Source organism: Pseudomonas marginalis (assembly GCF_900105325.1).
Classification (GTDB): Bacteria; Pseudomonadota; Gammaproteobacteria; order Pseudomonadales; family Pseudomonadaceae; genus Aquipseudomonas; species Aquipseudomonas marginalis.
Map to the genome: position 1 here is coordinate 108,908 of NZ_FNSU01000004.1, position 23,541 is coordinate 132,448.

A 23,541-nucleotide genomic window follows, 5' to 3' on the forward strand; every position below is an offset into this window, starting at 1 on the left:
GAGGCGCGGAACATGTCCCAATCGTCTATTTCCGCGGCATCCTCGGCCAACGCAGCCCGCCGTGGCAGCGCTGTTTCCCGGCGCATCCTGATCAGCCTGGGCTGGCTGGTGTTCTTCCTGTTCCTGCTGCTGCCGCTGTTTATCGTGGTGTCCCAGGGCTTGAAGAACGGCCTCGGGGCGTTTTTCACCGCAATCCTTGAACCGGACGCGTTGTCCGCGCTGAAACTCACGGTGATCGCCGTGCTGATTTCGGTGCCGCTCAACCTGGTATTCGGCGTCAGTGCGGCCTGGTGCGTGAGCAAGTACTCGTTCCGTGGCAAGAGCATCCTGGTGACGCTGATCGACCTGCCGTTCTCGGTCTCCCCGGTGATCGCCGGCCTGGTCTACGTGCTGATGTTCGGCGCCCAGGGCCTGTTTGGCCCTTGGTTGCAGGAGCATGACATCCAGATCGTGTTCGCCTTGCCCGGCATCGTGCTGGCGACCATCTTCGTCACCGTGCCGTTCGTCGCCCGCGAACTGATCCCGCTGATGCAGGAGCAGGGCACCCAGGAAGAAGAGGCCGCGCGCCTGCTGGGCGCCAATGGCTGGCAGATGTTCTGGCATGTCACCGTGCCGAATATCAAATGGGGCCTGATCTACGGCGTGGTGCTGTGCACCGCGCGGGCCATGGGGGAGTTCGGCGCGGTGTCGGTGGTGTCCGGCCATATTCGCGGCGTGACCAACACCTTGCCGCTGCACGTCGAGATTCTCTACAACGAATACAACCACGTTGCCGCGTTTGCGGTGGCGAGTCTGCTGCTGATCCTGGCGCTCTTCATCCTGCTGCTCAAGCAGTGGAGCGAGAACCGTATTAATCGCCTGCGCGCCAGTGCGGCTGAGGAATAAGTCATGTCGATCGAAGTCCGTAACGTCAGCAAGAACTTCAACGCCTTCAAGGCCCTGGACAGCATCAACCTGGATATCCAGAGTGGCGAGCTGGTGGCCTTGCTTGGGCCTTCCGGCTGCGGCAAGACCACCTTGCTGCGCATCATCGCCGGCCTGGAAACCCCGGATGACGGCAGCATCGTGTTCCACGGTGAAGACGTCTCCGGCCACGACGTGCGTGATCGCAACGTCGGTTTTGTGTTCCAGCACTACGCGCTGTTCCGCCACATGACCGTGTTCGACAACGTCGCCTTCGGCCTGCGCATGAAGCCGAAGAACCAGCGCCCGAACGAAAGCCAGATTGCGGCCAAGGTTCACGAACTGCTGAACATGGTGCAGCTGGACTGGCTGGCCGACCGTTACCCGGAACAACTCTCCGGCGGCCAGCGCCAGCGTATCGCCCTGGCCCGCGCGTTGGCGGTCGAGCCGAAGGTGCTGCTGCTGGATGAACCCTTCGGCGCCCTCGACGCCAAGGTGCGTAAGGAACTGCGCCGCTGGCTGGCGCGCCTGCACGAAGACATCAACCTGACCTCGGTGTTCGTGACCCACGACCAGGAAGAGGCCATGGAAGTCGCCGACCGCATCGTGGTGATGAACAAAGGCGTGATCGAGCAGATCGGCTCACCGGGCGACGTCTACGAAAACCCGGCCAGCGATTTCGTCTACCACTTCCTTGGCGACTCCAACCGCCTGCACCTGGGCGAGGACAAGCACGTGCTGTTCCGCCCCCACGAAGTGTCGCTGTCGCGCCACGAACTGGAAGATCATCACGCGGCCGAAGTGCGTGATATTCGTCCGTTGGGCGCGACCACGCGGGTGACCTTGAAGGTCGAAGGCCAGAGCGAGCTGATCGAAGCCGAAGTGGTGAAGGACCACGACAGCCTGACTGGTTTGGTACGAGGCGAGACCTTGTTCTTCAAGCCCAAGGTCTGGCAAAAAGCCTGAGCCCCAAACAAAAATCCCGATGTGAAACAGGTTCAATGTGGGAGGGGGCTTGCTCCCGATAGCGGTGTTTCAGCCAGCTTATCTGCTGCTGACCCACTGCAATCGGGAGCAAGCCCCCTCCCACATTCAGATCTGTCTCGGCTTCAGATCGCGGCGAACCACCGGTCCCGAGCGCTCTTCGATCTGCTGCTTCAAACCCTGGCGCAGCCCCAGCAAAAACGCCACCTCCGCCACCACAAACAGCGGCCCCACAATCAGCCCCGACACGTCATCCACAAACGCCGGCTTCCTGCCTTCGTAGTAATGCCCGACAAACTGAATCACCCAGCCCACCACGAACATTCCCACCCCGCTGCTGAGCCACACCATCGTGCTCTGCGCCGCCAACACGTGCCCGGCCCACACCGACAAGCCCATCAACACCGTCATCAGCGCGCCCAGGGCCAGTTCAAGCCGCAGGTAAAACCACGCGGAAAACAGCGCCACTATCACTGCCGGGGAAAGCCACAGCCCACCCACAGCCCATTCGGGGCGTGACAGCAGCACAGCCACGGCGACCACAATCAGCGGGATGCCGATGAAGTGGCTGGCGATATTGCGTGGGTCGCGGTGGTACGCGGCGTATTGACTGAGGTGATCGACGAGGCTTTTCATTGTTGTTCCTCCTGTAGGATGTTTGATCATGCCCTGTCAGCCTGGGACTAACTGTCAGTTGGGCGACAATCTTCGGAGTTCTCATGGATGCGACGCAATGGCACTCCCGGTTGGCCGTCGGCCACTGGTTCAGTCACCTGCCCGTACCTTTCCAGCATAGTCTGCTGGCCCATGCGCGGCTGCGGCAGCTGACGGCGGGTCAATACCTGTTCAAGCGCGGCGACCCGCCCTGTGGCCTGTATGCGGTGCTCGACGGCACTCTGCGTGTCAGTGCGGTGAATGAGCACGGCAAGGAAGCGTTGTTGAGCCTGGTGGGGGCGCCCTACTGGTTCGGCGAGATCTGCCTGTTCGACGGCTTGCCGCGCACCCACGACGCCTGCGCCACGGGGCCGTGCACGCTGGTGCAGGTGCCGCAGCAGGCGCTGCTGAAGATCCTCGATCAATCCCCTTGCTACTGGCGCGACCTGGCGTTGCTGATGAGCCAGAAGCTGCGCCTGAGTTTTATCGGCCTCGAACAGCTCAGCCTGATGCCCGCTTCGGTGCGCCTGGCCCACCGGCTGTTGATGATTGTTGAGGGCTACGGCGACATGGCGCCTTCAAAACGCGTGCTGCAACTGCCCCAGGAAGACCTGGCGGCGATGTTGAGCCTGTCGCGCCAGACCACCAATGCCTTGCTCAAGGACCTGCAAGCCCAGGGCATCGTGCGCCTGGGCTACGGCGAGATCGAAATCCTCGATGCGCAGCGGCTACGAGAGGCGGCGCACACCTGAGGGTGTTAGCCTGCAAACCTGATCAATCGAGGTGTGTTATGCGTGTGCTGTTAGTGGAACATGAATCCGAAGAGGCACAGCGGATGGCCCGGGGCTTGAACGAGGCCGGCTACACCGTGGAAGTCGCGGCCAACGGCATGGCGGCGCAGCGCTTTGTCGAAAGCGCCGAATACGACCTGGTGATCCTGGATGTGATGTTGCCTGGCCTGAATGCCTGGAAGCTGCAGCAGGCCATCCGGCAGAAGGGTGAGACGCCGGTGTTGTTCCTGACCACGCCGGGCGGGATTGAAGATCGCCTGCGCGGCTTGGAGCTGCATGAGGATGATTACCTGCTCAAGCCGTTTGAGGCCAAGGGGTTGGTGATGCGGGTCAGGAAACTGTTGCGGCGGGATCGGGGTCGCTGATTGATCCCGTCACTGTAGTGCCTGAAAGATTGCCATCGGGAGCAAGCCCCCTCCCACAGGAGAACGCATTTCAAATGTGGGGGCTTGCCCCCGATGAGCATAGGTATCTACACAACTTGGGCTCAACACTGAGCGCCCGGCAGATAGGGCTGTTGTGGTGAGCGGGCTTGTCCCGCGCCGGGCTGCGTAGCAGCCCCAGTAAAGAAGAACGCGGTGTATCAGACACTCTGTAGAGGCTGGTTTTGGGGCTGCTACGCAGCCCAGCGCGGGACAAGCCCGCTCGCCACAGTGAGATTTGTCAGGGGCTGAAAAGTTGTGTAGATACCCATGCCCCGATGAGACCTTCAGCCTCCCCACATATCCCCTTACCGCAACCCATCCCGAAACTGCCCCGGCGTCATCCCCGTCCAGCGCTTGAACGCCCGGTTAAAGCTGCTGGTATCAGCAAACCCCAACAGATGACTGATCTCCGCCAATGAGCACTGCGGATCCCGCAGGTGCAACAACGCCAGATTCTCCCGGCATTCATTGAGCAACGCATCAAACCGACACCCCTCATCCGCCAGATGCCGCTGCAAACTGCGCAAACTCAAGTACAGCGCCTGGGCAATCCGCTCGGCACTCGGCTCGCCATCGGGCAGTTGCGCCTCGATGGCCGCGCGCACCTTGCGCTCCCAGGTCAGCGGTTGCAGTTGCGCCAGGGTGCGTTTGAGCACGGTTTCGTTGTGTTCGGCCAGTTCCGGGTTGGCGTCGTCCAGGTGGCTGTCGAAATCGCTGGCGGCGAATTCGAGGCGGTCTTCCTCGGCGCCGAAAAACACCGGTGCGCGGAACACCGTGTGCCAGGGCTTGGGGTCGGCGGGTTGCGGGCGCCGCAGGTAAACCGCCAGCGGCGCATAGTCGCGGCCCAGGCGATTGCGGCACGTGCGCACATAGATCGCGGCAAACGCATCGATAGCTTCCAGCGCCGGCGCCGGGCTGCCTGGCGGTTGCAGCAGGCGAAAGCGGTAGCGCTCGCCATCGCCGCTGAGTTCCAGGCTCGGGGCATCGCTGACCACCTGGTGATACCGCACGATGCGCTCGAACACCTCGCGCAGGCTGCCGCTCGCCACCAATGCATAACCCAGCGCATGAAAGGTGGTCGGGCTGACAAACCGCGACACCCGCAACCCGATGGCCGGATCGCCGCTGGCCTGCACCGCCAGTTCCCACAGGCGCGTGGTGGCCGACAGCGGGTAACGCGCGTTGGGGTCGTCCATCTGCTGCGGATCAAGCCCGGCCTGGGCGCACAGCGCGGCGCTGTCGAGGCCCAGGGCATCGAGCTGCTTGCGCAGGGCGCGGGTCCAGCTGGCGAGGGAAGTCGGTTCGGTCATGGCGATTGGCGCTTGCGGTCAACAGGTTGGCGTGTGGGGCTAGCGTCCTGCAAGAAGCCCTGGTGCAGGATGTAACCCTCAATGAATAAGAGGATGGGAGCATGGACGGTACTTCTGCAAGTCCCCAGCAGATGAACGCGCAACAGCGTTCGGCGCATATCCGTGAAGTGGTGCTCGCCGAAGGCGTGCGCTTGCGTCGCCGGCACCCGTGGTTGCAGCATCAGGACGCCCTGGGCGCGGGCATCCTGGCCTTTGCCCTGCTCGGCATGATCGGCTCGGCGGCGCTCTATATCAGCGGTCATATGGCCTGGTGGACCTGCCTGCTGCTCAATGCGTTCCTGGCCTCACTGACCCACGAGCTGGAACACGACCTGATCCACAGCATGTACTTTCGTAAACAGCGCGTGGCCCACAACCTGATGATGGGCCTGGTGTGGCTGGCGCGGCCGAGTACCATCAACCCGTGGATCCGTCGGCACCTGCACCTCAATCACCACAAGGTCTCCGGCACCGAGACCGATATGGAGGAACGTGCGATCACCAACGGCGAGCCCTGGGGCCTGGCGCGGTTGCTGATGGTGGGCGATAACGTGATGTCGGCGTTTATCCGCATGCTGCGCGCCAAGACCTGGGGCCACAAACTCAAGATCCTCAAGCGCTCGCTGCTGGTCTACGCACCTTTGGCGCTGCTGCATTGGGGCGCGTGGTATATCTTCCTCGGCTTCCATGCCGCCAACGGCATCGCCAGCCTGCTGGGCACGCCGATCGACTGGTCCACCGGCACCTTGCAGATGATGCAGGTGATCGACATCGCCGCCGTGGTGATCATCGGCCCCAATGTGCTGCGCACCTTTTGCCTGCACTTTGTCAGCTCCAACATGCACTACTACGGCGATGTGGAACCGGGCAATGTGATCCAGCAAACCCAAGTGCTGAACCCGTGGTGGCTGTGGCCGTTGCAGGCGTTCTGCTTCAACTTCGGCAGCACCCACGGGATTCACCATTTTGTGGTGAAGGAGCCGTTCTACATCCGCCAGATGACGGCCAAGGTGGCACATAAGGTCATGGCCGAGATGGGCGTGCGCTTCAATGATTTCGGCACGTTTGCGCGGGCCAATCGGCTTGAGCCCATGGCGTCGCCCCAGGCCCGGCTCAATCCGGCTGAAACGGCGACGCGCTGAGCACCACGCCGGTTTCGTCGACGTACTGCTGCCAGTGGCCGATCAACGTGGCGAGCTTGTCCGGATGACTCAAGGCCAGGTCGTGGATTTCGCCGGGATCCTGGCCCAGGTCATACAGTTGCCAGGTCGCCGGGCCCACCGGGCCGGGGATGTACAGGGCTTTCCACTGGCCCTGGCGAATCGCGCGGCGGCCGAACAGTTCCCAGCCGGTTACGGTGTTGTCGTCGTGCACCTGGGCGGTCTCGCCAGAGAGGAAGCCCAGCCACGACTTGCCCCGCAGCGGCGCCACCGGCTTGCCACGCCATTGTTTGCCCGGATGGCGCACGCCGGCCAGGTCGAGGATGGTCGGCGTGATGTCCATCACCGTGCCGAAACCATGGCTGATACGACCTTTGAGCGACAACTGCGGATAGTGCACCAGCGCCGGCACGCGAATCCCGCCCTCGGTGGTGAACGCCTTGAACAACCGCGACGGCGCCGTCGCCACCTGCGCCCATGACGGGCCATACCAGACATAGGAATTGGCGCGGCCGATATTGTCCAGGCTGTTGTCGTAATGCTGGTTGAGGTAGGTGAGCAACTGCGGCCCGAACTTGGGGAACGCCTCCAACAGCGCACCTTCGGCGCCGTTGTCGGACATGAACACAATGAAGGTATTGTCCAACTGCCCCTGCTGGCGCAGGTAATCCACCACTCGGCCGATGTTCCAGTCCATGCGCTCGACCATCGCCGCATACACCTCCATGGCCCGCGCCGAGACCTGGCGCTGTTCGTCGCTCAAGGCGGCCCACTGGGTGTTCAGTTCGATCAACGGATGGGGTTCGACATTGGCGTCGATCAGCCCCAATGCCTTGAGTTTTTCCAGGCGTTCCAGGCGCAGCACTTCGGGGCCGGCGTCGTAGCGGCCACGGTACTTCTCGACGATGTCCGCAGGCGCCTGCAACGGCCAGTGCGGCGCGGAAAACGGCAGGTAGGCGAAGAACGGCCGGGCCTGGTCGCGCTCCTTGAGATAGTGCAGCAGCTTGTCGCCGAAGGCATCGGAGGAATAGAAATCCTTGGGCAATTGCTCCACGAACCGGTCGTCTTCGATGTACAGCGCCGGGGTGGATTTGAGCAGGCCCGGGGTGTCGTCGTTATAGGTCGGTTCGAAGCCGTAGTGGTTGGCCGCCCCCGGCAGCAGCGAGAACGAACGCTCGAAACCGCGGGCGTGGGGCGCCAGTTCGGCGGTCAGGCCCAGGTGCCACTTGCCGCTCATCAGTGTCTGATAACCGGCCTCGCGCAGCAGCTCCGGCAGTGCCACCACCTTGTCATTCAAGTAGCCCTCGTAGCCGGGCTTGCCGATCAGCTCCGGGGTCAGTGCCTCGGCCATGGTGCCGATACCGGCGATATGGTGGTCGGTGCCGGTGAGCAGCATCGAGCGGGTAGGCGAGCACGTCGGGGCAGTATGGAAGTCGGTCAGGCGCAGGCCGTTCAGGGCGAGTGCGTCCAGGTGCGGCGTGGAAATTTCCCCGCCAAACGCACCGAGGTCGGAGAAGCCCATGTCATCGGCCAGGATCACGAGAAAATTGGGACGTTGCGGCATCAAGGCACTCCTCATCAGCAGGCGGTTTTTCAGCAGGCGATAAACGCCAGTGGCAGGTCGCGGATCTGTTCGCGCGCGGGCGGCTGGTAATGGCCGTCGCTGGTCAGTTCATGCAGCAACTCCTCACGCAGCTGGTGGAATTCGAAACTGCTGCGCTGGCGCGGGTGGGGCAGGGCAATCTCGACGACCTGCTTGATCCGCCCCGGCCGGGGCTCCATCACCACCACGCGGTCGGCGAGGAAAATCGCTTCCTCCACATCGTGGGTCACCAATACCGTGGTGATTTTGGCGCGGGCGCGGATCGCCAGGAGTTCGTCCTGCATCTGCTGGCGGGTCAGGGCGTCGAGGGCACCGAAGGGTTCGTCCAGCAGCAGAATGCGCGGGCTGGCCACCAGGCCGCGGGCAATCGCCACCCGTTGCGCCATGCCGCCGGACAGTTGGTGCGGATAGGCGCGGGTGAAGTCGGTGAGGCCGACCAGCTCGATAAAATCGCTGATGCGCCGATTGCGCTCTGCTTCGCTCAGTGGCTCGTTGACCAGGCCCAGGCCGATATTTTCCGCCACGGTGAGCCAGGGGAACAGACGATGTTCCTGGAACACGATGCCGCGCTCGCCGCCGATGCCGCTGACCGCTTTGCCGTCGACGCGGATCTCGCCGCGAAACTGCGTATCGAGCCCCACCAGCAAACGCAGCAGGGTGGATTTGCCGCAGCCGCTGGAGCCGACAATCGCGACGAATTCGCCTTCGGCAATCTCCAGGTTGAATTCGCGGATGGCTTCCAGCTCGAAGCCGTCGACGTCGAAGGTCTTGCCCACATGGTTGAAGCTGACGATAGGTGCGTTCATGCGTGTCTCCAGCGGGTGGCGCGGGTTTCGATGCGCTGGCCGATCAGGTTGAGGGCCGCGCCGGTGAGGCCGACCAGGAGCATGCCGCTCATGATCAGGTCCATGCGCAGCAGTTGTTGGGCGCCGATCATCAGGCTGCCGATACCGCCGTTGGACGGCATGAAATATTCCGCACCGATGGTGCCCAGCCAGGCGTAGATCAGGCTCAGGCGCAGGCCGGCGAAAATGCCGGCTGCGGCGCCTGGCAGTACCAGGCGTCGCAGCCGTTGGAACAGGTTCAGGCGCAACACCTGCACCGCTTCGTTGAGCTGTGGCGACAGATTCAGCACGCTGCGTTGGGTGGCGATAAACAACGGGAAGAAGGCGGCGAGGGCGATAAACACCCATTTGGCCAACTCACCCAGGCCAAACCAGGCAGTGAGCAGCGGCACCCAGGCGAAAATCGCGATCTGGCGCAAGGCGGCCAGGGTCGGCCCGAGTACCCGCTCACTGCGCCGTGACAGTCCCAGCCACAGGCCCATGGCAAAGCCAAGGCCGCCACCGAGCAGCAACCCGCCCAGGCTTCGCCCCAGGCTGGTGCCCAGTGCACCGCTGAGGTTGCCATCCACCACCCCGGCGACGGTGGTGTGCAGCACCACCCATGGGCTGACCAGAATGTTCGTGTCGACCCAGCCTTGTTGCGTCGCGACCTGCCACAGCGCCAGCAACAGCAGGGGCAGCAACCACGGTTGCAGGCGCTGCCAGCCTTGATAGCGCGGGCCGCGACGAATCTGCGCCGTGGCCGGGTGGGGCCAGTGCACCCATTTGCGGTCCAGCCAGCCAATGCCACGGTCCATCACCACGCCGAATACGCCGATGACCACGATGCACACGAAGACGATATCGAGCATGAACAGCTGGCGCGCCCACACCATCAGGTAGCCGATGCCTTCGCTGGAGGCCAGCAACTCCACCGCCAGCAGCGAGGTCCAGCCGGCCGCCAGGGCCAGGCGCACGCCGGCCATAAAGGCGGGCAGCGCGGCAGGCAGGATCAGGCGCCGGATCAACAGGTGCGTGGGCAGGCGCAACACGCGGGCGGCTTCGCGTAACTGGGGTTGGGCGTCGCGCACGCCCACCAGGGTATGCAGGGTGACGGGCACCACGATCGCTTTCACCAGCACCACCAGTTTCAGGGTTTCGCCAATGCCGAAGAACACCATGAACAGTGGAATCCAGGCCAGGGTCGGTACCTGCGACAACGCGCTGAACGTCGGAAACACCAGGCGCTCGGCGCGCGCGCTGAAACCCAACACCGCCCCCAGCAGCGCCCCGGCGCCAATGCCCGCCAGCAACCCCCAGGACAGGCGTTGCAGGCTGATCGCCAGGTGGCTCCACAGCTCGCCGCCGGCCAGTTCCACGGCGCTGCTCCACACCAGCGACGGTGGCGGCAGGATCTGCTCGCTCATCCAGTGATTGCGGCTGGCCAGCCACCACAGCGCAAACAGCGTCACCGGCAGCAACCATGGCAACAGCCGTTCACTGTGCAGCGGCCAACGTGGCGTGGCGCCGGGAGCCGCGAGCGGTAGGCTCAAAAGTGAGATTCGGGCCATGGAGGACCTCCGTTGTCGCCAAGGGCGTTATGTGATTTCGATCTTATAAAAACGTAATCAAGATGATTGAGGGATAAGAAAAGCCATTTAAAGCCTCGCTCCGGCACGCATCCAATGCATTCGAAGAATATTTTCGATGCTATTCATGCATAGCCCTCTGGAGCCTGCGTTTCCTTTCGCATAGTCCTAAAAGCTATTAAATTGTGAATTTATAGTATTTAAAGTTTTGACCAGGTTGTGCCTACTTTCTGCTCCCCAGGCGACCCTCGCCCACTAGGAGCTGCGCTTATGAAACTGCCGTTCAAACGTCTGATCACCCTGGTCGCAGGCACCGCACTGGCGGGCCTGGTACAGGCTGCCGACCTCAAGGAAATCCGCATCGCCGTGCCCGACCTCAGCGCAGGCAGCCAGCACAGCGGCGGGGGCATAACGGACGTGCTGCGCGAGCAGCAGATCTTCGAAAAAGCCTTTGCCGACCAAGGCATCAAGATCCAGTGGAATTACTTCAAGGGCGCCGGCCCTGTGATCAACGAAGCCTTCGCCAACGGGCAGGTGGATCTGGCGTACCTGGGCGACCTGGCGGCGATCATCGGCCGCTCCAATGGCCTGGAGACGCGCTTGCTCAGTGCTACCGCGCGGGACATCAAGCAGTACCTCGGCGTGGTACCGGGTTCTGGCATCAAGACCTTGCAGGACCTCAAGGGCAAGCGCGTCGCGGTGTTCCGTGGCACGGCCAGCCAGTTGTCGTTCGACAGTGCATTGGCCAGCCAGGGCTTGAGTGAGAAGGACCTCAAAGTCATCAGCCTGGACTACAACGCCGCCAATGCCGCGTTGGCCGCCAAGCAGATCGACGCCACCTGGGGCGGTTCGAACCTGACGGCATTGCAAGCCAAGGGGCTGGCTGAAATACCGCTGACCACCAAGGACCTCGGTGGCGCCGGCAGCGTCCAGGCGGTGCTGGTGGGCAGCAAGCAGTTTGTCGACGAGCACCCCGACGCCGTCGCCAAGCTGCTCAAGGCCCAGCAGCAGGCGGTGCAATGGTTGACCGATGACAACAACAAGCAAGCCTACATAGCGCTGGTGTCCGGGCTGGCCAGTTACCCGCCGGTGATCCTCACCAATGACTTGAAAGACCAGACCCTCAGCGAGATTTTCCCGTCGACCCTGGACCCGGTGTTCCTGGCTAAATTGCAGGGTTCGGTGGACCTGGCTTCCAAGGAGAAGCTGATTCGCAAGTCGTTCCAGGTGAGTGACTGGGTGGCGCCGAATCTGTCGGCGGCGGGGCTTTGAGTCGGGTGGTGCTGGGCTATCGCCATCGGGGCATGGGTATCTACACAACTTGAGCGAGCCTTCTGCGTAGATACCGTCTTATCCAACCCCATCAAGGCCTCCCGTAGCAGCTGCCGAGCGCAAGCGAGGCTGCGTGAGGCGCGCTGCCGATCCAAGATCGAGTCGCGGCCAACGCAGCCTCGCCGGGGCTCGACAGCTGCTACGCACTATTCTATTGAAGTTGTGTAGATACTCATGGCCATCGGGGCTTGCCCCCGATGAGGCCCTTCAAACCGCCACACTCACCTCCTGCCTGTCCACCTCCACCAGCGTCTCGATCATCGCCTTCGCCGCCGGCGACAACCGCGAACCGGTGCGGCTGACAATCCCGCAGCGGGCGCTCATGGTCTCCATGTTCTGCGGCAGGTTGCGCCAGTGCAGCAGCTTCAGCGTGCCCTGGGCGATGTCTTCGGCGAATGCCTCCTCGGTGCCCACGCCGATGGCATTGGACTGCAGTACGATCTTCACCAGCGCCGGGAAATGTTCGGTCTGGATGCTCGGGGAAAAATCCATGCGCCCGCTCAGGTTCGCCAACAGTTTGCGAATGCCCTGTGAGATCAGCGGCGACGCCAGCGGGTAGTCGAACATGTCGTTGGTCGACAGGCTGTCCTTGGCCAGCAACGGGTGCCCCGGTCGGCAAAAAAATACCCCGCGCTTGGGGGTCAGCGCGCGGGTCTGGAAATTCGGGTCGGCTTCGAATTGGCGGATGTCGGCGATAAAGAATTCGATCTCTTCACGGCTCAGGGCACGGCTGAGTTTTTCCCAGTTATCCACCTGGAAACTGGTGCGGATTTTCGGGTGGGCGCTGATAAAGCGCGCCACCGCATCCGGCACCAGTTTCACTGCCGGGGCCGGGCCGCAGCCGAAGCGCAGGTCGCCGGCGTCGAGCTTGGTCATGCGCGTCACTTCACTGCTCAGCAAGGCGGCGCCGTGCACCAGGGACAAGGCATGTTGCAGCACCACTTGGCCCTCCGGCGTGGGGCGCAGGTCCTTGTGGCCACGGTCGACCAGCACGCAGCCGAACTCCTGTTCCAGCCCCTGGATGCTGCGGCTGAACGCCGGTTGGGTGATGCCCATGGCGTCTGCCGCACGCACGAAACTGCGGTGTTCGTTGAGGGCGATGAAGTAGCGCAGTTGGCGAAGATCCATATGCTTTCCCTGCATCTTAAAAATAGGTCGAAGGCATTTGCGACCACGGGAGCAGAGGTTTTAAATGCAAGCTCTTATTCCGTCAATGAAGCATTCGTTCATCTGCTAGACCTAAATTGCATATGGATAGAGCGTTGTCGGAAAGCGTCCCCATCAGCAGGCACAAGAGGGTCATCACCATGAGCAACGCCGCATTAGCTGTTCAACCCGTCGCCCAGGCGCTGGATATTCACCCGGTCGCCGGCCGCATCGGCGCCGAGATTCGCGGTATCACACTGTCCGGCGATCTGGATGCCGCCACGGTCGAAGCCATCCAGCAGGCGCTGGTGCAGTACAAGGTGATCTTCTTTCGCGAGCAGACTCACCTCGATGACCAGAGCCAGGAAGCCTTTGCCCATCTGCTCGGCGAGCCGATTGCCCACCCGACGGTGCCGGTGCGCGACGGCACGCGCTTCCTGATGGAACTGGACGGTACCCGTGGGCAGCGCGCCAATTCCTGGCACACCGATGTGACCTTCGTCGATGCCTACCCGAAAGCCTCGGTGCTGCGTTCGGTGCTGGCGCCCAAGTCCGGTGGCGACACGGTCTGGGCCAACACCTCGAGCGCCTACAACGACCTCAGCGTCGAACTGCGCGCCCTGGCGGATAACTTGTGGGCAGTGCACAGCAACGAATACGACTACGCCGCGCTCAAGCCGGATGTGTCGGCCGAGCGGCTTGAGGCATACCGCAAGGTGTTCACCTCGACGGTGTACGAGACCGAGCACCCGGTGGTGCGCGTGCATCCGGTCAGTGGCGAGAAAACCCTGTTGCTGGGGCACTTCGTCAAGCGCCTGAAAGGTTATTCCCAGGCTGACTCGACCCAGCTGTTCAACCTGCTGCAAAGCCACGTCACCCGCCTGGAAAACACCGTGCGCTGGCGCTGGAACACTGGCGACGTGGCGATCTGGGACAATCGCGCCACCCAGCATTACGCCGTGGACGACTACGGCACCCAGGAACGCATCGTGCGCCGGGTGACGCTCAAGGGCGATGTGCCGGTGGGCGTGCAAGGGCAGCGCAGCCAGACCACCAAAGGTCTCTAATGTGGGAGGGGGCAAGCCCGCTCACCACAGAGGTACCCGTTTGCTGCGCGACAACGCTACTTCGAAGAGGTAGTGGGACCCCCCACATTCGATGTGTGGTTTACCACACGCCGATCTGCACCACTTTCTCCGCTTGCGGCTCACCGTAACGAAACCGTTGGCCACGCAGATCGATCTCTGCGTGGCTGATGGTGGTGCGTCGCTTCAGCCCGCGCAGCCATTCGAACAGATACCCCAAATGGGTTTCGCGCACTTCGGCATAGGCCGGGTGGTTGCCCAGGTCGTGCAGTTCCTGCGGGTCGTTTTCCAGGTCGAACAGCTGTGGGCGGAAGCCGTCGTACGCCAGGTATTTCCAGCGCTCGCTGCGCACCATGGTCATGCGGCAACGGTCGATGGGTTGCGCCAGGCGTTCGCGGGCCGGGGCCTGGAAGGCGTAGTCGTACTCGGCGATGGCGTAGCGGCGCCAGCGCGTTGCCTGGCCGTGCAGCAGCGGGATCAGTGAGCGCCCTTCCAGGCGGTGCTCGGCTGCGGGCAGGCCCAAGGCGTCGAGGAAGGTCGGCAGTGCATCAATGGTTTCCACCAGGCGCGCGTCCACCGTGCCACGGCGGGTATCGGCAGCGGCGCGTGGGTCGCGCACGATCAGCGGAATGCCCACCGCAGGTTCCAGCAAAAACTCTTTTTCGCCGAGGAAGTGATCGCCGAGGAAGTCGCCGTGGTCGCTGGTGAACACGATCAGGGTGTCGTCCCAACGGCCATTGCCTTGCAGGAAATCGAACAGGCGCCCGAGTTGGTCGTCGACCTGTTTGATCAAGCCCATGTAGGTGGGAATCACCGTGAGCCGTACCTCGTCACGGGAAAAGTTCAGGCTCTCCTGGTGCTGGCGGAACGCCTGGTACACCGGGTGATCGCTGGTTTCCCCTGGCTGGATCGGTGCCTGGATATGCTCGGCGCCATACAGCGCGTGATAGGGCGCCGGTGCGATGTAGGGCCAGTGTGGCTTGATATAGGACAGGTGCAGGCACCACGGTTGTTCGGCCTGCTCACGGATAAAGTCGATGGCGCGGTCGGTGGTGTAGACGGTTTCCGAGTGTTCCTCGGCCACGCGCGCAGGCAGGCCTGCATTGCGCATGTGCCAACCGCTGAGGACTTCGCCGTTTTCACCTGCTGCCGCATTCGCCCATTCGTGCCACGGATTGGTGCCGCTGTAGCCCTGCTCGCGCAGGTAATGGGTGTAGGGCGCGGACTCGCGTTTTTCATCGAACAGCGGGCTGTCGGGGTAGATGCCGTCGTGACGCAGGTACGCCTCGAAGCCAACCTCGTTCAATGGCTCGGCCTGCTCGCTGTCAGGGTCGATATTCAGGCGTTGCAAGGCGTCAACATTGGGTGTGGCGTGGGTCTTGCCGACCAGTGCCGTGCGGATGCCGTGGGGACGCAGGTAGTCGCCGAGGGTCAGTTCTTCCAGGGGCAACGGCACCGCGTTCCACGCCACCTGGTGGCTGCTGACGTAGCGCCCGGTATAGGCCGACATGCGCGAGGGCCCGCAGATGGTGCCTTGGGTATAGGCGCGGCTGAAGCGCACACCGGCGGCGGCCAGGCGATCGATGTTCGGCGTGTGCAAGTGGGCGTGGCCGTAGCACGACAGGTAATCGCGGCGCAGTTGGTCGCACATGATGTACAGCACGTTGCGCACGGGTTGGGGGTGGGACATGGGACTTCACCAGACGGAGGACAGGTGAGGTTTTTCGCCGTTCGGGTGGGGGGCTGGCAAGTGCATTTGGGGACTGGCTTTGATGCAGTGGATGCATGGCCTAGACGGCGACGTTCTCCAGCGCGCACACCTCTTCATCCAACTCATCGATCTGCTTGATCTGCTCGATCATCGCTTCGGCCAGCGGCGACAAGCGATACCCTGCACGGCTGACGACGCCGTAGCGGGTGTAACGCTCCTCCAGATCCTCCGCCAGGCCCTCGATCGTCAAGCACACCAGTTCGCCCCGGGCCATGTGCAGCACATCGCTGTTGGCGCTGACGATGCCGATGGCGTCGGAGCGCAGCACTACGCCCATCAGGCTATAGCCGTTCTCGCATTCGACATTGGGCAGGTAATCGGGCCGGCCGCTGAGGTCGACGATGACCTTGCGCAGGTTGGGCGGGCGGATGGTCACGGCCAGTGGGTAACTCATCAGCTCGGCGGCGCTTACGCTGCCACGTCCGGCCAGTGGGTGGCCGGCGCGGCAGCAGAAATACCAGCGGCGCGGGCGCAGGCGGTGGGTGTGATAGTCGGGGTTGGCTTCGAAGTGGCGGGTGTCGGCGACGAAAAACTCGAACTCTTCACTGAGCAGGCGTTTGCTCAGGCTCTGCCAGTCGTCCACCTGGTACTGCACCCGTGCCTTGGGGTAGCGCCCGATAAAACTGCCGATGGCGCGGGGGATCAAGCCGCTGGCCGGTGCCGGGCCGCAGCCGAAACGCAATTCCCCCGCCTCCAGGCCATTGAACTGGCTGATCTCGTTGGCCAGTTGCTGTGCTCCGCTGACCAGGCGCCGAGCGTGCTCCAGCAATACCTGGCCTTGTTTGGTCGGCGCCAGGTCTTTGCGGCCACGGTCAATCAGCTGGCAACCGGCGCTGTGTTCCAGGGCCTGGATACTGCGACTGAACGCCGATTGCGACAGGTTCACCGTCAACGCGGCGGCGACAAAACTGCGTTGTTCGGCAAGGGCGATGAAGTGACGAAGCTGGCGCAAATCGATATGCATTTTTCACATCAAAAATATCCGGGAAATGCATTGGCTATGCATTAGGTCGACTCCTTATAAAGGCTATCTCTTATGCAGTAAATGTTCGTAAAAACATAAATAAATAACCTAAAGGAATATCTGTCGATGGATATTTCCGGGTTCCGGAGCCGCTTATGAGTCTGTTGAAGTCCTTGCCCCTGGCCATTCTGGTGGCCGGCAGTTCCAGTTGGTCGCCGGCCCAGGCCGCCGAAACGCCCGCGCCGGTAAGCAAGGGCGAGAGCGCCGGCGGCGAGTTGGAGACGGTCACCGTCACCGCCCGGCGGCGCACCGAAAGCGCCCAGGCAGTGCCGACGCCCATGAGCGTGATCGGCGGCCAGGCCCTGGAGAGCCAACGGGTGTATCGGATTCAGGATTTGCAGCAACTGGTGCCCAGCGTCAACGTCGCTTATATGCATGCGCGCCAGTCCAGCGTGTCGATTCGTGGCCTGGGCAACAACCCGGCGAGTGATGGCCTTGAGGGCAGCGTAGGGCTGTATATCGACAACGTGTACCTGGGGCGGCCGGGCATGGCGGTGTTCGACCTGATGGACATCGAACAGCTTGAAGTCTTGCGTGGCCCGCAAGGCACCTTGTTCGGCAAAAACACCACCGCCGGGGTGATCAACATCAGCACGCGCGCGCCGAGTTTTACCCCGGAGCGCAGCATTGAAACCTCGCTGGGCGAGGACGGCTACTTCCAGACCAAGGGCACGATTTCCGGCCCGCTCACCGATGACCTGGCGGGGCGTTTCTCGGTCTATCGCACCCGCAGCGACGGCGACATCAAGAACGAATACAACGGCCATGACCTTAACGGCGGCTCGCGCCAGGGCTTTCGCGGGCAACTGCTGTACAAGCCCAGCGAGACCTTCAACCTGCGCTGGATCGGTGATTACAACGAAGAGGATTCCAGCGCCGGCACCCGGGTGCTGTACAGCACCGGGCCGACCATCAACGGCACCAACCTCTACCAGTCGCGGGCCAACGCCGCAGGCGCGACCCTGGTCGATGGCACCCACCGCAAGGTCAACCTGGACAGCGACCAGCACGTCACCGTGTTCCAGGGCGGCACGTCGCTGGAGGCCAACTGGACGTTGCCGAGCGATTTCACCCTGACCTCGGTCAGTTCCTATCGCTTCTGGAGTTTCACCCCGCGTAACGACGACGGCCTTAACGTGCCGGCGTCGTATAACGCCGGGGTGTCGGTGGAAGATAAGCAGTGGTCCCAGGAATTCCGGCTGGCTTCGCCTACCGGCGGTTTCTTCGATTACGTGCTGGGCGCCTACTACTTCGGCAATTCTCTGGATAACAAGTCCTTCAGCTACTACGGGCCCCAGGCCGACATCTGGAACGGCACGCCAGCCGGCGCACTGGCCAATGTCAGCAGCGTCGGCAACGGGCACATTCGCACCGACAGTTTTGCACTGTTTGCCCAGGGCACCTGGCACCTCACCGAGCGCCTGGATTTCACCGCCGGCCTGCGCGGCACCTACGAAGAAAAAAGTGCCTGGGTCACGCGCAACGCTCCCCTTGGCGGTGCGGCGGTCAGCGGTGCTGCCGCGACGGCTCGACGTGGCCGCGCGGGGGCGTACGACTCCGGCGACCTCACGCAATACAGCACCAGCCCCTCGGGTTTGCTCAACCTGAGCTACCGCTTTAACGAAAACCTGCTGGGCTACGCGACGCTGTCCCATGGCGAGAAGTCCGGCGGGGTCAACCTGGCGGTAGGCTCAGCACCGACGGCCGGGGCCGACTCGCTGTTGATCGGCACCGAGCGCGCCAACAACGCCGAACTGGGTTTCAAAAGCACGCTGTGGGACCGGCGGCTGCAGCTCAATGCCAACCTGTTCTGGACCCAGGTCAACGGCTACCAGACCAATGCCTATGACCAGGACAACCGTGTGCAGTACCTGACCAACGCCGGTTCGGTGCGCTCGCGGGGTGTCGAGGTGGAAAGCACCCTGGTGCCGATCAAGGGCCTGACGCTGAACCTCAACGGCTCGTTCAACGATGTGAGCTACCTGTCTTACAAGGATGCGCCGTGCCCGCCGGAAGTCAGTCTGCGCCCCGGTGCGCCGGCCTCCTGCGACCTGAGTGGGCACCAAGTGGTGGGGGCCTCGAAATGGATCGCCAACGCCAACGGCGAATACAAGTGGAACCTGGATAACGGCTTCGAACCCTATGTCACCGCCAGCTATGCCTTCCGCTCCAAGGCCGTGGGCACGGTGGAGGACTCCGACTATGGACAGATTCCTGCCTACGCCGTGGTCAACCTGTCCACCGGCCTGCGCGGCAACTATGAGCAGGGGCAGTGGGACGTGTCGTTATGGCTGAAAAACGCCTTCGACAAGACCTACTACACCACGCTGTGGACGGGGGGGAACGGCGGCTACGAAGGCCTGCTCGGTACGCCGCGCACGCTAGGGGTGACCGGGCGCTATGACTTCTAGCCCCGTGCGATAGGTGGCCGGGCTGAACACGCGCGTCACCGCCAGCATCGCCACCGCCGTGACCGTCAGCACCACCCAGGCGCTGACAAAGTTGCCGGTCAGCTCGCGCAGCCAACCGGTCAGCCACGGCGACACCGCATTGATCAAGAAGCCCACGCCTTGCACAAAGGCCGCCAGTTGCCCGGCCTGGCGTGGGTCGCGATGGTGGTCGAGGGTCAGCAGCAGGCTCAGGGCGAAACACGCGCCCAGGCCGAAGCCGCACAACGCCACCCAGAGGTGCGGATATTCCTGCGGCGCGACGATCAGGCCGAGGTAACCCACGGTCTGGGCCAGCAGGGCGATGCCCAGCAGCGGCCGACGGTCGATACCGCGCTGCGCCAGCACCGGCATCAACAGCGCGGCGATCACCTGGAAGATGGTCATGAACGCCAGCAGCGAACCGCTGGGCAGCACGCCCCAACCCAGTTGCTGATAGTAGGCCGGCAGCCACGCCACCAGGCTCATGTAGCCGCAATTGACCAGGCCGAAATACAGTGCCAGCAACCAGGCGCGGCGATTGCGCAGGTCCTTGAAGGCCGGCACCACCTGTGGATTTCTGGCCGCGCCCAGTGGCAGCCAGGCCCATAGCAGCAAGGCACCCAACGCCGGCAGCAGCCACACCCCCAACCCCGCCTGCCATTCCTGGAAATGCGTGGCCACCAGCGGGCTGAGCAGCGCAGCGAGCCCGCCGCCGGCCATCAGTGAGGCCGAGTACACACCCATCGCCACCGGCACGCGATGACGGAATTCGCGCTTGATCATCGCCGGCACCAAGGCCTGGATCAGCGCCACACCCGCGCCGCCGAGCAGCGCCGTGACCAGCAGCGCCGACGCCTGGCCCATCAGCCAGCGTGCCAGGCACGCCAGCAGGATCATCATCAGGCCCAGGGCGATGCCACGCCGCTCACCCAGGCGGGCTTCCACGCGCACGCCCACCAGCGCCACCAGCCCCATGCACACCACTGGCAGGCTGGTCAGCAAGGCGCTGCTCTGGAAGCTCAGGCCGGTGGCCTGGCGGATCTCGCCGAGCAACGGGCTGATGGAACTGAGGATCGGCCGCAGGTTCAGGCCGAGCACCACCAGCAGGCCCCAGCCGGCGAGGGATTTATTCAGGGTCATGCAACGCTCTTGCAGTCGGTAAATGAGGCGTGAGTATGGTCAGTACCCAAGGTATTCTGAAATTAAATATAACCATGCCAACCAGTGGCAAAGAGAATGGTGACGCTGATGTTCGATCCCGTGTTGTTGCGCAGCTTTGTCGCCGTGGTGGACTGCGGCAACTTCACCCGCGCCGCCGAGCGCCTGCACCTGACCCAATCCACCGTGAGCCAGCAGATCCGCCGCCTGGAAGAGGCGGTGGCGTGCCAGTTGCTGGACCGCGACCAGCGCCGCGTGGTCGCCACCGCTGAGGGCGAACGCTTGCTGGCCTATGCGCGACGCATCCTCGCGCTGCATGAAGAAGCCACCGATGTGTTGATCAACCAACAGAGCGACGGCGTGCTGCGCCTGGGGGTACCGGAAGACTTTGCCGCCGAGCGCCTGATGCCGTTGCTGTCGGCATTTGTGCTCGCCTATCCACGGGTGCGCCTGGAGGTCACCAGCGGCCTGGGGCCCGAGTTGCAGCGTCAATACCGCAGCGGCGAGTTCGATGTGTTGCTGGTCAAGCAGATGGGCAGCAGCGATGACTGCCTGGCCTCGTGGCCCGAGCCGCTGTGTTGGGTAGACAGCCGCAGCACGCCGTGCCTGGGGCGCGACCCTCTGCCGTTGGTGGCATTCCCGGTGGGCGGCCTGTACCGCAATGAAATGTTGCACCACCTGGAAGTGGGCGGCTGGCGCTGGCGCATCGGTTATTCCAGCGCAAGCCTGGCCAGCGTGTGTTCGGCGGTGGCGGCGGGGTTGGGTGTGAGTCTGTTGCCGCGACGGGTCGTGCAGCCAGGGCATGTTGAACTGGGGCCGGACAGCGGTTTGCCCGTGGTGCAAGGCGTGCGCCTGGCGTTGTATGCCCGTCATGGCCTGAGTGCCGCGGGGCAGTGCTTGCAGGCTGAGCTGTTCGATTTGTGTGCAAACAGCCCCGTTGAGCCATGCCTTAACTGAATATTTTGTATGCCTGAAAAGCATCAAAAAAAACCACCTCGGCGCCAGGCCACGTGGGCCGGGGCTTTAGTGTTTGCAGAGCATTCATTTATTCAAATTTGATCTATCTATAACTTCAAAGATTACTTTAAGAGATAAGCGTCTGGCCCCGATGATTCAGCCCTCGACGGCCTTCCACGCAGGCCCGTCGGTTTTTTTGTTTCGAAACCGTAGGGAGTCAATCAATGGGCAATGTCCAGACCGCCGCCAGTGCACCCGAGGCGCAATGGCGCCAGGCACCGAGTGGTGAGTTGGTCGACCTTGGCCGGCCGCACCGCGCGCCGTTGGGGCAATTGCGAACGCAGCAAACCCCGAAGCGCTTCTCCAGCCGCCGCGAAGGGATCCTGCTCGGTTTGTTGGTGTTGGCCCTGCACGGTGCAGTGATTTATTGGGTCAGCCAGAAACCCACGCCGGTGCTGCCGATTGTGCCGCCGGAAATTCCGCCGATGACCATCGAATTTTCCCAGCCGGCACCGCCCGTGGTGGAACCGCCACCGCCTGTGCCGCCACCACCGCCACCGCCTGTTGTCGAGCCGCCGCCGCCGGTGGTGGATGAGTTGGCCGCCAAGCCGGCGCCGCCCAAGCCGATTCCAAAACCTAAGCCCAAGCCGGTGCCAAAGCCTGAGCCCAAGCCCGCACCGAAACCGGTCGAGCAGGCGCCCACGCCACCGCAATCGGCGCCACCGGCACCCGCGCCCGCTCCGCCCGCGCCAGCCCCGGTGACACCGGCTTCGGCCAACGCCGCGTACCTCAAGAACCCGGCGCCGGAGTACCCGTCACTGGCGCAGCGTCGCGGTTGGGAAGGCACGGTGTTGTTGCGGGTGCATGTACTGGCCAGCGGTAAGCCGGGCGAGATCCAGGTCCAGAAAAGCAGCGGTCGCCAGCAACTCGACGACGCCGCACTGACCGCCGTGAAGCGGTGGAGCTTCGTGCCGGCCAAGCAGGGCGATGTGGCCCAGGACGGCTGGGTCAGCGTACCGATCGACTTCAAGATTCACTAACTATTGCGCTGCGGTGTGCAGCACACGCCGCGACTTGTACAGAGGGAAAACATCATGGCATTAGCATCTCCACTTGAATCCATCGAAAGCGCGGTGATCTGGCTGCTGGTGGTCTTTTCGGTCGCCACCTGGGGCCTGGCCCTGCTCAAGGGCGTGCAGTTCGGTCGCCTCAAAGCGCAGGATCGCAAGTTCCACAAACAGTTCTGGGCGGCGTCGAGCCTCGACTCGGCTGCCGAGTTGGCCGAAACCCAGCCCGGCGCCGCTGCCCGTGTGGCCCAGGCCGGTTACGCCGCGATCCAGGTCGGGGAAGCGCCGCACGCGGCCGACCTGAGCCAGGCGATCAACCACCAGGACCGCCTCGAGCGTGCCCTGCGCCAGCAGATCGTACGTGAGCGCCGGTCCCTGGAAACCGGCCTGGCCGTGGTCGCCAGTATCGGCAGCACCTCGCCGTTTATCGGCCTGTTCGGCACCGTGTGGGGGATCATGGAAGCGCTCAAGGGCATCAGCGCCGCCGGCTCCGCCAGCCTTGAAACCGTGGCCGGCCCCATCGGTGCCGCCCTGGTTGCCACTGGCGTGGGGATCGCCGTCGCGGTGCCGGCGGTGCTGGTCTACAACTACTTCCTGCGTCGCCTGAAGCTCACGGCGGCGGACCTGGATGACTTTGCCCACGACTTCTACAGCCTGGCGCAGAAAAACTCCTTCCGTGTGCTGCTGCATCCTGCCCTGACTAAACATGCGCCGGGTAACCCGCAAAAAGTGAAGGAGGCGTCCTGATATGGCCTTCTCCACGCAAGACAGTGATGAGGTACTGAGCGAGATCAACGTCACGCCCCTGGTGGACGTGATGCTGGTGCTGCTGGTGGTGTTTATCGTCACCGCGCCGCTGTTGACCAACGCGATCCCGATCAACCTGCCCAAGACCGAGGCCGTAGCCCCGGTGGAGCAGAAGGACCCGCTGGTGGTGAGCATCGACGGCGCCGGCAAACTGTTCATCAACAAGGACGAAATCCAGCCGGACCTGCTGGAATTCAACCTGCAGGCGGCCAAGGCCAAGGACCCCGATGTGCGGGTGCAACTGCAGGCTGACGATGGTGTGAACTACGGCGAAGTGGCGCGAGCCATGGCGTCTATCGAGCGCGCGGGGATTACCAAGCTGTCGGTGATTACCGCACGTTAGTTGCAAAAGCCTCGACAATTTTTTGGCCGTTTCCTTGGCAGGGTGCGGCCTTTTTTTTGGTTCATCACGGAATCCCGGGAAACACAGAAACAAGAACGCCGATTTGATTGATGATGTTCGTGCGAGCAAACACATCTAAA

21 protein-coding genes are annotated in these 23,541 nt (G+C 63.1%); 12 read left to right on the plus strand and 9 right to left on the minus strand.

Annotated elements, in window-relative coordinates; translation table 11 throughout:
- Nucleotides 1–12: 12 nt before the first annotated feature.
- Both cysW and BLW22_RS31130 read left to right on the plus strand, forming a co-directional pair.
- Nucleotides 13–885, plus strand: coding sequence for a sulfate ABC transporter permease subunit CysW (gene cysW, locus BLW22_RS31125; protein ID WP_065926322.1), 873 nt, complete (start codon nucleotides 13–15; stop codon nucleotides 883–885).
- Between the two features lie 3 nt (nucleotides 886–888).
- Nucleotides 889–1,869, plus strand: a complete 981-nt coding sequence (locus tag BLW22_RS31130; RefSeq protein WP_074848356.1) for a sulfate/molybdate ABC transporter ATP-binding protein — start codon at nucleotides 889–891, stop codon at nucleotides 1,867–1,869.
- A gap of 126 nt (nucleotides 1,870–1,995) precedes the next feature.
- Here BLW22_RS31130 and BLW22_RS31135 read toward each other — a convergent pair whose 3' ends face one another.
- Complete coding sequence (locus BLW22_RS31135; RefSeq protein ID WP_074848359.1) at nucleotides 1,996–2,523, minus strand: Mpo1 family 2-hydroxy fatty acid dioxygenase; 528 nt, start codon at nucleotides 2,521–2,523, stop codon at nucleotides 1,996–1,998.
- Between the two features lie 83 nt (nucleotides 2,524–2,606).
- Between BLW22_RS31135 and BLW22_RS31140 the strand changes: the two genes are divergently transcribed.
- Together BLW22_RS31140 and BLW22_RS31145 are read left to right on the plus strand one after the other, a co-directional pair.
- Nucleotides 2,607–3,293 (plus strand): Crp/Fnr family transcriptional regulator, encoded by a 687-nt coding sequence (locus tag BLW22_RS31140; RefSeq protein ID WP_065948537.1) that lies wholly within the window; start codon nucleotides 2,607–2,609, stop codon nucleotides 3,291–3,293.
- Nucleotides 3,294–3,331: 38 nt separating this feature from the next.
- Nucleotides 3,332–3,697: a response regulator gene (locus tag BLW22_RS31145; RefSeq protein ID WP_065926326.1), complete on the plus strand. Its 366-nt coding sequence runs from the start codon at nucleotides 3,332–3,334 to the stop codon at nucleotides 3,695–3,697.
- A gap of 365 nt (nucleotides 3,698–4,062) precedes the next feature.
- Here BLW22_RS31145 and BLW22_RS31150 read toward each other — a convergent pair whose 3' ends face one another.
- Nucleotides 4,063–5,067, minus strand: coding sequence for an AraC family transcriptional regulator (locus BLW22_RS31150; protein ID WP_074848361.1), 1,005 nt, complete (start codon nucleotides 5,065–5,067; stop codon nucleotides 4,063–4,065).
- 101 nt (nucleotides 5,068–5,168) lie between these two features.
- Between BLW22_RS31150 and BLW22_RS31155 the strand changes: the two genes are divergently transcribed.
- On the plus strand, nucleotides 5,169–6,248 hold the full coding sequence (locus BLW22_RS31155) for a fatty acid desaturase (protein WP_065926328.1): 1,080 nt from the start codon (nucleotides 5,169–5,171) through the stop codon (nucleotides 6,246–6,248).
- Here BLW22_RS31155 and BLW22_RS31160 read toward each other — a convergent pair.
- Genes BLW22_RS31160 through BLW22_RS31170 form a run of 3 tightly spaced genes read right to left on the minus strand, consistent with a single transcriptional unit; the run spans nucleotide 6,220 to nucleotide 10,264 of the window.
- Nucleotides 6,220–7,830 (minus strand): arylsulfatase, encoded by a 1,611-nt coding sequence (locus BLW22_RS31160; protein ID WP_074848362.1) that lies wholly within the window; start codon nucleotides 7,828–7,830, stop codon nucleotides 6,220–6,222. The genes BLW22_RS31155 and BLW22_RS31160 overlap by 29 nt on opposite strands.
- Nucleotides 7,831–7,859: 29 nt before the next feature.
- Complete coding sequence (locus tag BLW22_RS31165) at nucleotides 7,860–8,675, minus strand: ABC transporter ATP-binding protein (protein WP_065926330.1); 816 nt, start codon at nucleotides 8,673–8,675, stop codon at nucleotides 7,860–7,862.
- On the minus strand, nucleotides 8,672–10,264 hold the full coding sequence (locus tag BLW22_RS31170; protein ID WP_065926331.1) for an ABC transporter permease: 1,593 nt from the start codon (nucleotides 10,262–10,264) through the stop codon (nucleotides 8,672–8,674). Before BLW22_RS31170 ends, BLW22_RS31165 begins: the two co-directional genes overlap by 4 nt.
- A gap of 288 nt (nucleotides 10,265–10,552) precedes the next feature.
- On the opposite strand from BLW22_RS31170, the gene BLW22_RS31175 reads away from it, so the two are divergent.
- Nucleotides 10,553–11,554 (plus strand): ABC transporter substrate-binding protein, encoded by a 1,002-nt coding sequence (locus BLW22_RS31175; RefSeq protein ID WP_065926332.1) that lies wholly within the window; start codon nucleotides 10,553–10,555, stop codon nucleotides 11,552–11,554.
- A gap of 267 nt (nucleotides 11,555–11,821) precedes the next feature.
- Here the strand turns inward: BLW22_RS31175 and BLW22_RS31180 are convergent, their stop codons facing one another.
- Entirely contained in the window at nucleotides 11,822–12,742 is a 921-nt protein-coding gene (locus tag BLW22_RS31180) for a LysR family transcriptional regulator (RefSeq protein ID WP_065926333.1), read from the minus strand.
- A gap of 179 nt (nucleotides 12,743–12,921) precedes the next feature.
- Here BLW22_RS31180 and BLW22_RS31185 point away from each other — a divergent pair, with 179 nt between their 5' ends.
- Entirely contained in the window at nucleotides 12,922–13,827 is a 906-nt protein-coding gene (locus BLW22_RS31185) for a TauD/TfdA dioxygenase family protein (RefSeq protein WP_065948532.1), read from the plus strand.
- Between the two features lie 100 nt (nucleotides 13,828–13,927).
- Here BLW22_RS31185 and BLW22_RS31190 read toward each other — a convergent pair whose 3' ends face one another.
- Together BLW22_RS31190 and BLW22_RS31195 are read right to left on the minus strand one after the other, a co-directional pair.
- The gene (locus BLW22_RS31190; RefSeq protein ID WP_074848364.1) at nucleotides 13,928–15,535 is read right to left on the minus strand and encodes an alkaline phosphatase family protein; all 1,608 of its coding nucleotides are present in this window, start codon (nucleotides 15,533–15,535) and stop codon (nucleotides 13,928–13,930) included.
- A gap of 100 nt (nucleotides 15,536–15,635) precedes the next feature.
- Nucleotides 15,636–16,580, minus strand: coding sequence for a LysR family transcriptional regulator (locus BLW22_RS31195; RefSeq protein WP_065926336.1), 945 nt, complete (start codon nucleotides 16,578–16,580; stop codon nucleotides 15,636–15,638).
- 155 nt (nucleotides 16,581–16,735) lie between these two features.
- On the opposite strand from BLW22_RS31195, the gene BLW22_RS31200 reads away from it, so the two are divergent.
- Nucleotides 16,736–19,051, plus strand: coding sequence for a TonB-dependent receptor (locus tag BLW22_RS31200; RefSeq protein WP_074848366.1), 2,316 nt, complete (start codon nucleotides 16,736–16,738; stop codon nucleotides 19,049–19,051).
- Here the strand turns inward: BLW22_RS31200 and BLW22_RS31205 are convergent.
- Nucleotides 19,022–20,209 carry a CynX/NimT family MFS transporter gene (locus BLW22_RS31205; protein WP_074848368.1) on the minus strand — a complete coding sequence of 396 codons (1,188 nt, stop codon included), beginning with the start codon at nucleotides 20,207–20,209 and terminating at the stop codon, nucleotides 19,022–19,024. The genes BLW22_RS31200 and BLW22_RS31205 overlap by 30 nt on opposite strands.
- A gap of 108 nt (nucleotides 20,210–20,317) precedes the next feature.
- On the opposite strand from BLW22_RS31205, the gene BLW22_RS31210 reads away from it, so the two are divergent.
- The 4 genes from BLW22_RS31210 to BLW22_RS31225 all read left to right on the plus strand — a co-directional run bounded on the left by BLW22_RS31210 (nucleotide 20,318) and on the right by BLW22_RS31225 (nucleotide 23,401).
- Nucleotides 20,318–21,184: a LysR family transcriptional regulator gene (locus BLW22_RS31210; protein ID WP_065941143.1), complete on the plus strand. Its 867-nt coding sequence runs from the start codon at nucleotides 20,318–20,320 to the stop codon at nucleotides 21,182–21,184.
- A gap of 224 nt (nucleotides 21,185–21,408) precedes the next feature.
- Nucleotides 21,409–22,224, plus strand: coding sequence for an energy transducer TonB (locus BLW22_RS31215; protein ID WP_074848370.1), 816 nt, complete (start codon nucleotides 21,409–21,411; stop codon nucleotides 22,222–22,224).
- A gap of 54 nt (nucleotides 22,225–22,278) precedes the next feature.
- Nucleotides 22,279–22,998 (plus strand): MotA/TolQ/ExbB proton channel family protein, encoded by a 720-nt coding sequence (locus BLW22_RS31220; RefSeq protein ID WP_027607855.1) that lies wholly within the window; start codon nucleotides 22,279–22,281, stop codon nucleotides 22,996–22,998.
- A gap of 1 nt (nucleotide 22,999) precedes the next feature.
- The gene (locus BLW22_RS31225) at nucleotides 23,000–23,401 is read left to right on the plus strand and encodes an ExbD/TolR family protein (RefSeq protein WP_010565408.1); all 402 of its coding nucleotides are present in this window, start codon (nucleotides 23,000–23,002) and stop codon (nucleotides 23,399–23,401) included.
- Nucleotides 23,402–23,541: the final 140 nt, after the last annotated feature.

Coding starts and splice junctions, on each gene's coding strand:
- cysW (WP_065926322.1), top strand. CDS start 13: ATGTCCCAATCGTCTATTTCCGCGGCATCCTCGGCCAACGCAGCCCGC.
- BLW22_RS31130 (WP_074848356.1), top strand. CDS start 889: ATGTCGATCGAAGTCCGTAACGTCAGCAAGAACTTCAACGCCTTCAAG.
- BLW22_RS31135 (WP_074848359.1), bottom strand. CDS start 2,523: ATGAAAAGCCTCGTCGATCACCTCAGTCAATACGCCGCGTACCACCGC.
- BLW22_RS31140 (WP_065948537.1), top strand. CDS start 2,607: ATGGATGCGACGCAATGGCACTCCCGGTTGGCCGTCGGCCACTGGTTC.
- BLW22_RS31145 (WP_065926326.1), top strand. CDS start 3,332: ATGCGTGTGCTGTTAGTGGAACATGAATCCGAAGAGGCACAGCGGATG.
- BLW22_RS31150 (WP_074848361.1), bottom strand. CDS start 5,067: ATGACCGAACCGACTTCCCTCGCCAGCTGGACCCGCGCCCTGCGCAAG.
- BLW22_RS31155 (WP_065926328.1), top strand. CDS start 5,169: ATGGACGGTACTTCTGCAAGTCCCCAGCAGATGAACGCGCAACAGCGT.
- BLW22_RS31160 (WP_074848362.1), bottom strand. CDS start 7,830: ATGCCGCAACGTCCCAATTTTCTCGTGATCCTGGCCGATGACATGGGC.
- BLW22_RS31165 (WP_065926330.1), bottom strand. CDS start 8,675: ATGAACGCACCTATCGTCAGCTTCAACCATGTGGGCAAGACCTTCGAC.
- BLW22_RS31170 (WP_065926331.1), bottom strand. CDS start 10,264: ATGGCCCGAATCTCACTTTTGAGCCTACCGCTCGCGGCTCCCGGCGCC.
- BLW22_RS31175 (WP_065926332.1), top strand. CDS start 10,553: ATGAAACTGCCGTTCAAACGTCTGATCACCCTGGTCGCAGGCACCGCA.
- BLW22_RS31180 (WP_065926333.1), bottom strand. CDS start 12,742: ATGGATCTTCGCCAACTGCGCTACTTCATCGCCCTCAACGAACACCGC.
- BLW22_RS31185 (WP_065948532.1), top strand. CDS start 12,922: ATGAGCAACGCCGCATTAGCTGTTCAACCCGTCGCCCAGGCGCTGGAT.
- BLW22_RS31190 (WP_074848364.1), bottom strand. CDS start 15,535: ATGTCCCACCCCCAACCCGTGCGCAACGTGCTGTACATCATGTGCGAC.
- BLW22_RS31195 (WP_065926336.1), bottom strand. CDS start 16,580: ATGCATATCGATTTGCGCCAGCTTCGTCACTTCATCGCCCTTGCCGAA.
- BLW22_RS31200 (WP_074848366.1), top strand. CDS start 16,736: ATGAGTCTGTTGAAGTCCTTGCCCCTGGCCATTCTGGTGGCCGGCAGT.
- BLW22_RS31205 (WP_074848368.1), bottom strand. CDS start 20,209: ATGACCCTGAATAAATCCCTCGCCGGCTGGGGCCTGCTGGTGGTGCTC.
- BLW22_RS31210 (WP_065941143.1), top strand. CDS start 20,318: ATGTTCGATCCCGTGTTGTTGCGCAGCTTTGTCGCCGTGGTGGACTGC.
- BLW22_RS31215 (WP_074848370.1), top strand. CDS start 21,409: ATGGGCAATGTCCAGACCGCCGCCAGTGCACCCGAGGCGCAATGGCGC.
- BLW22_RS31220 (WP_027607855.1), top strand. CDS start 22,279: ATGGCATTAGCATCTCCACTTGAATCCATCGAAAGCGCGGTGATCTGG.
- BLW22_RS31225 (WP_010565408.1), top strand. CDS start 23,000: ATGGCCTTCTCCACGCAAGACAGTGATGAGGTACTGAGCGAGATCAAC.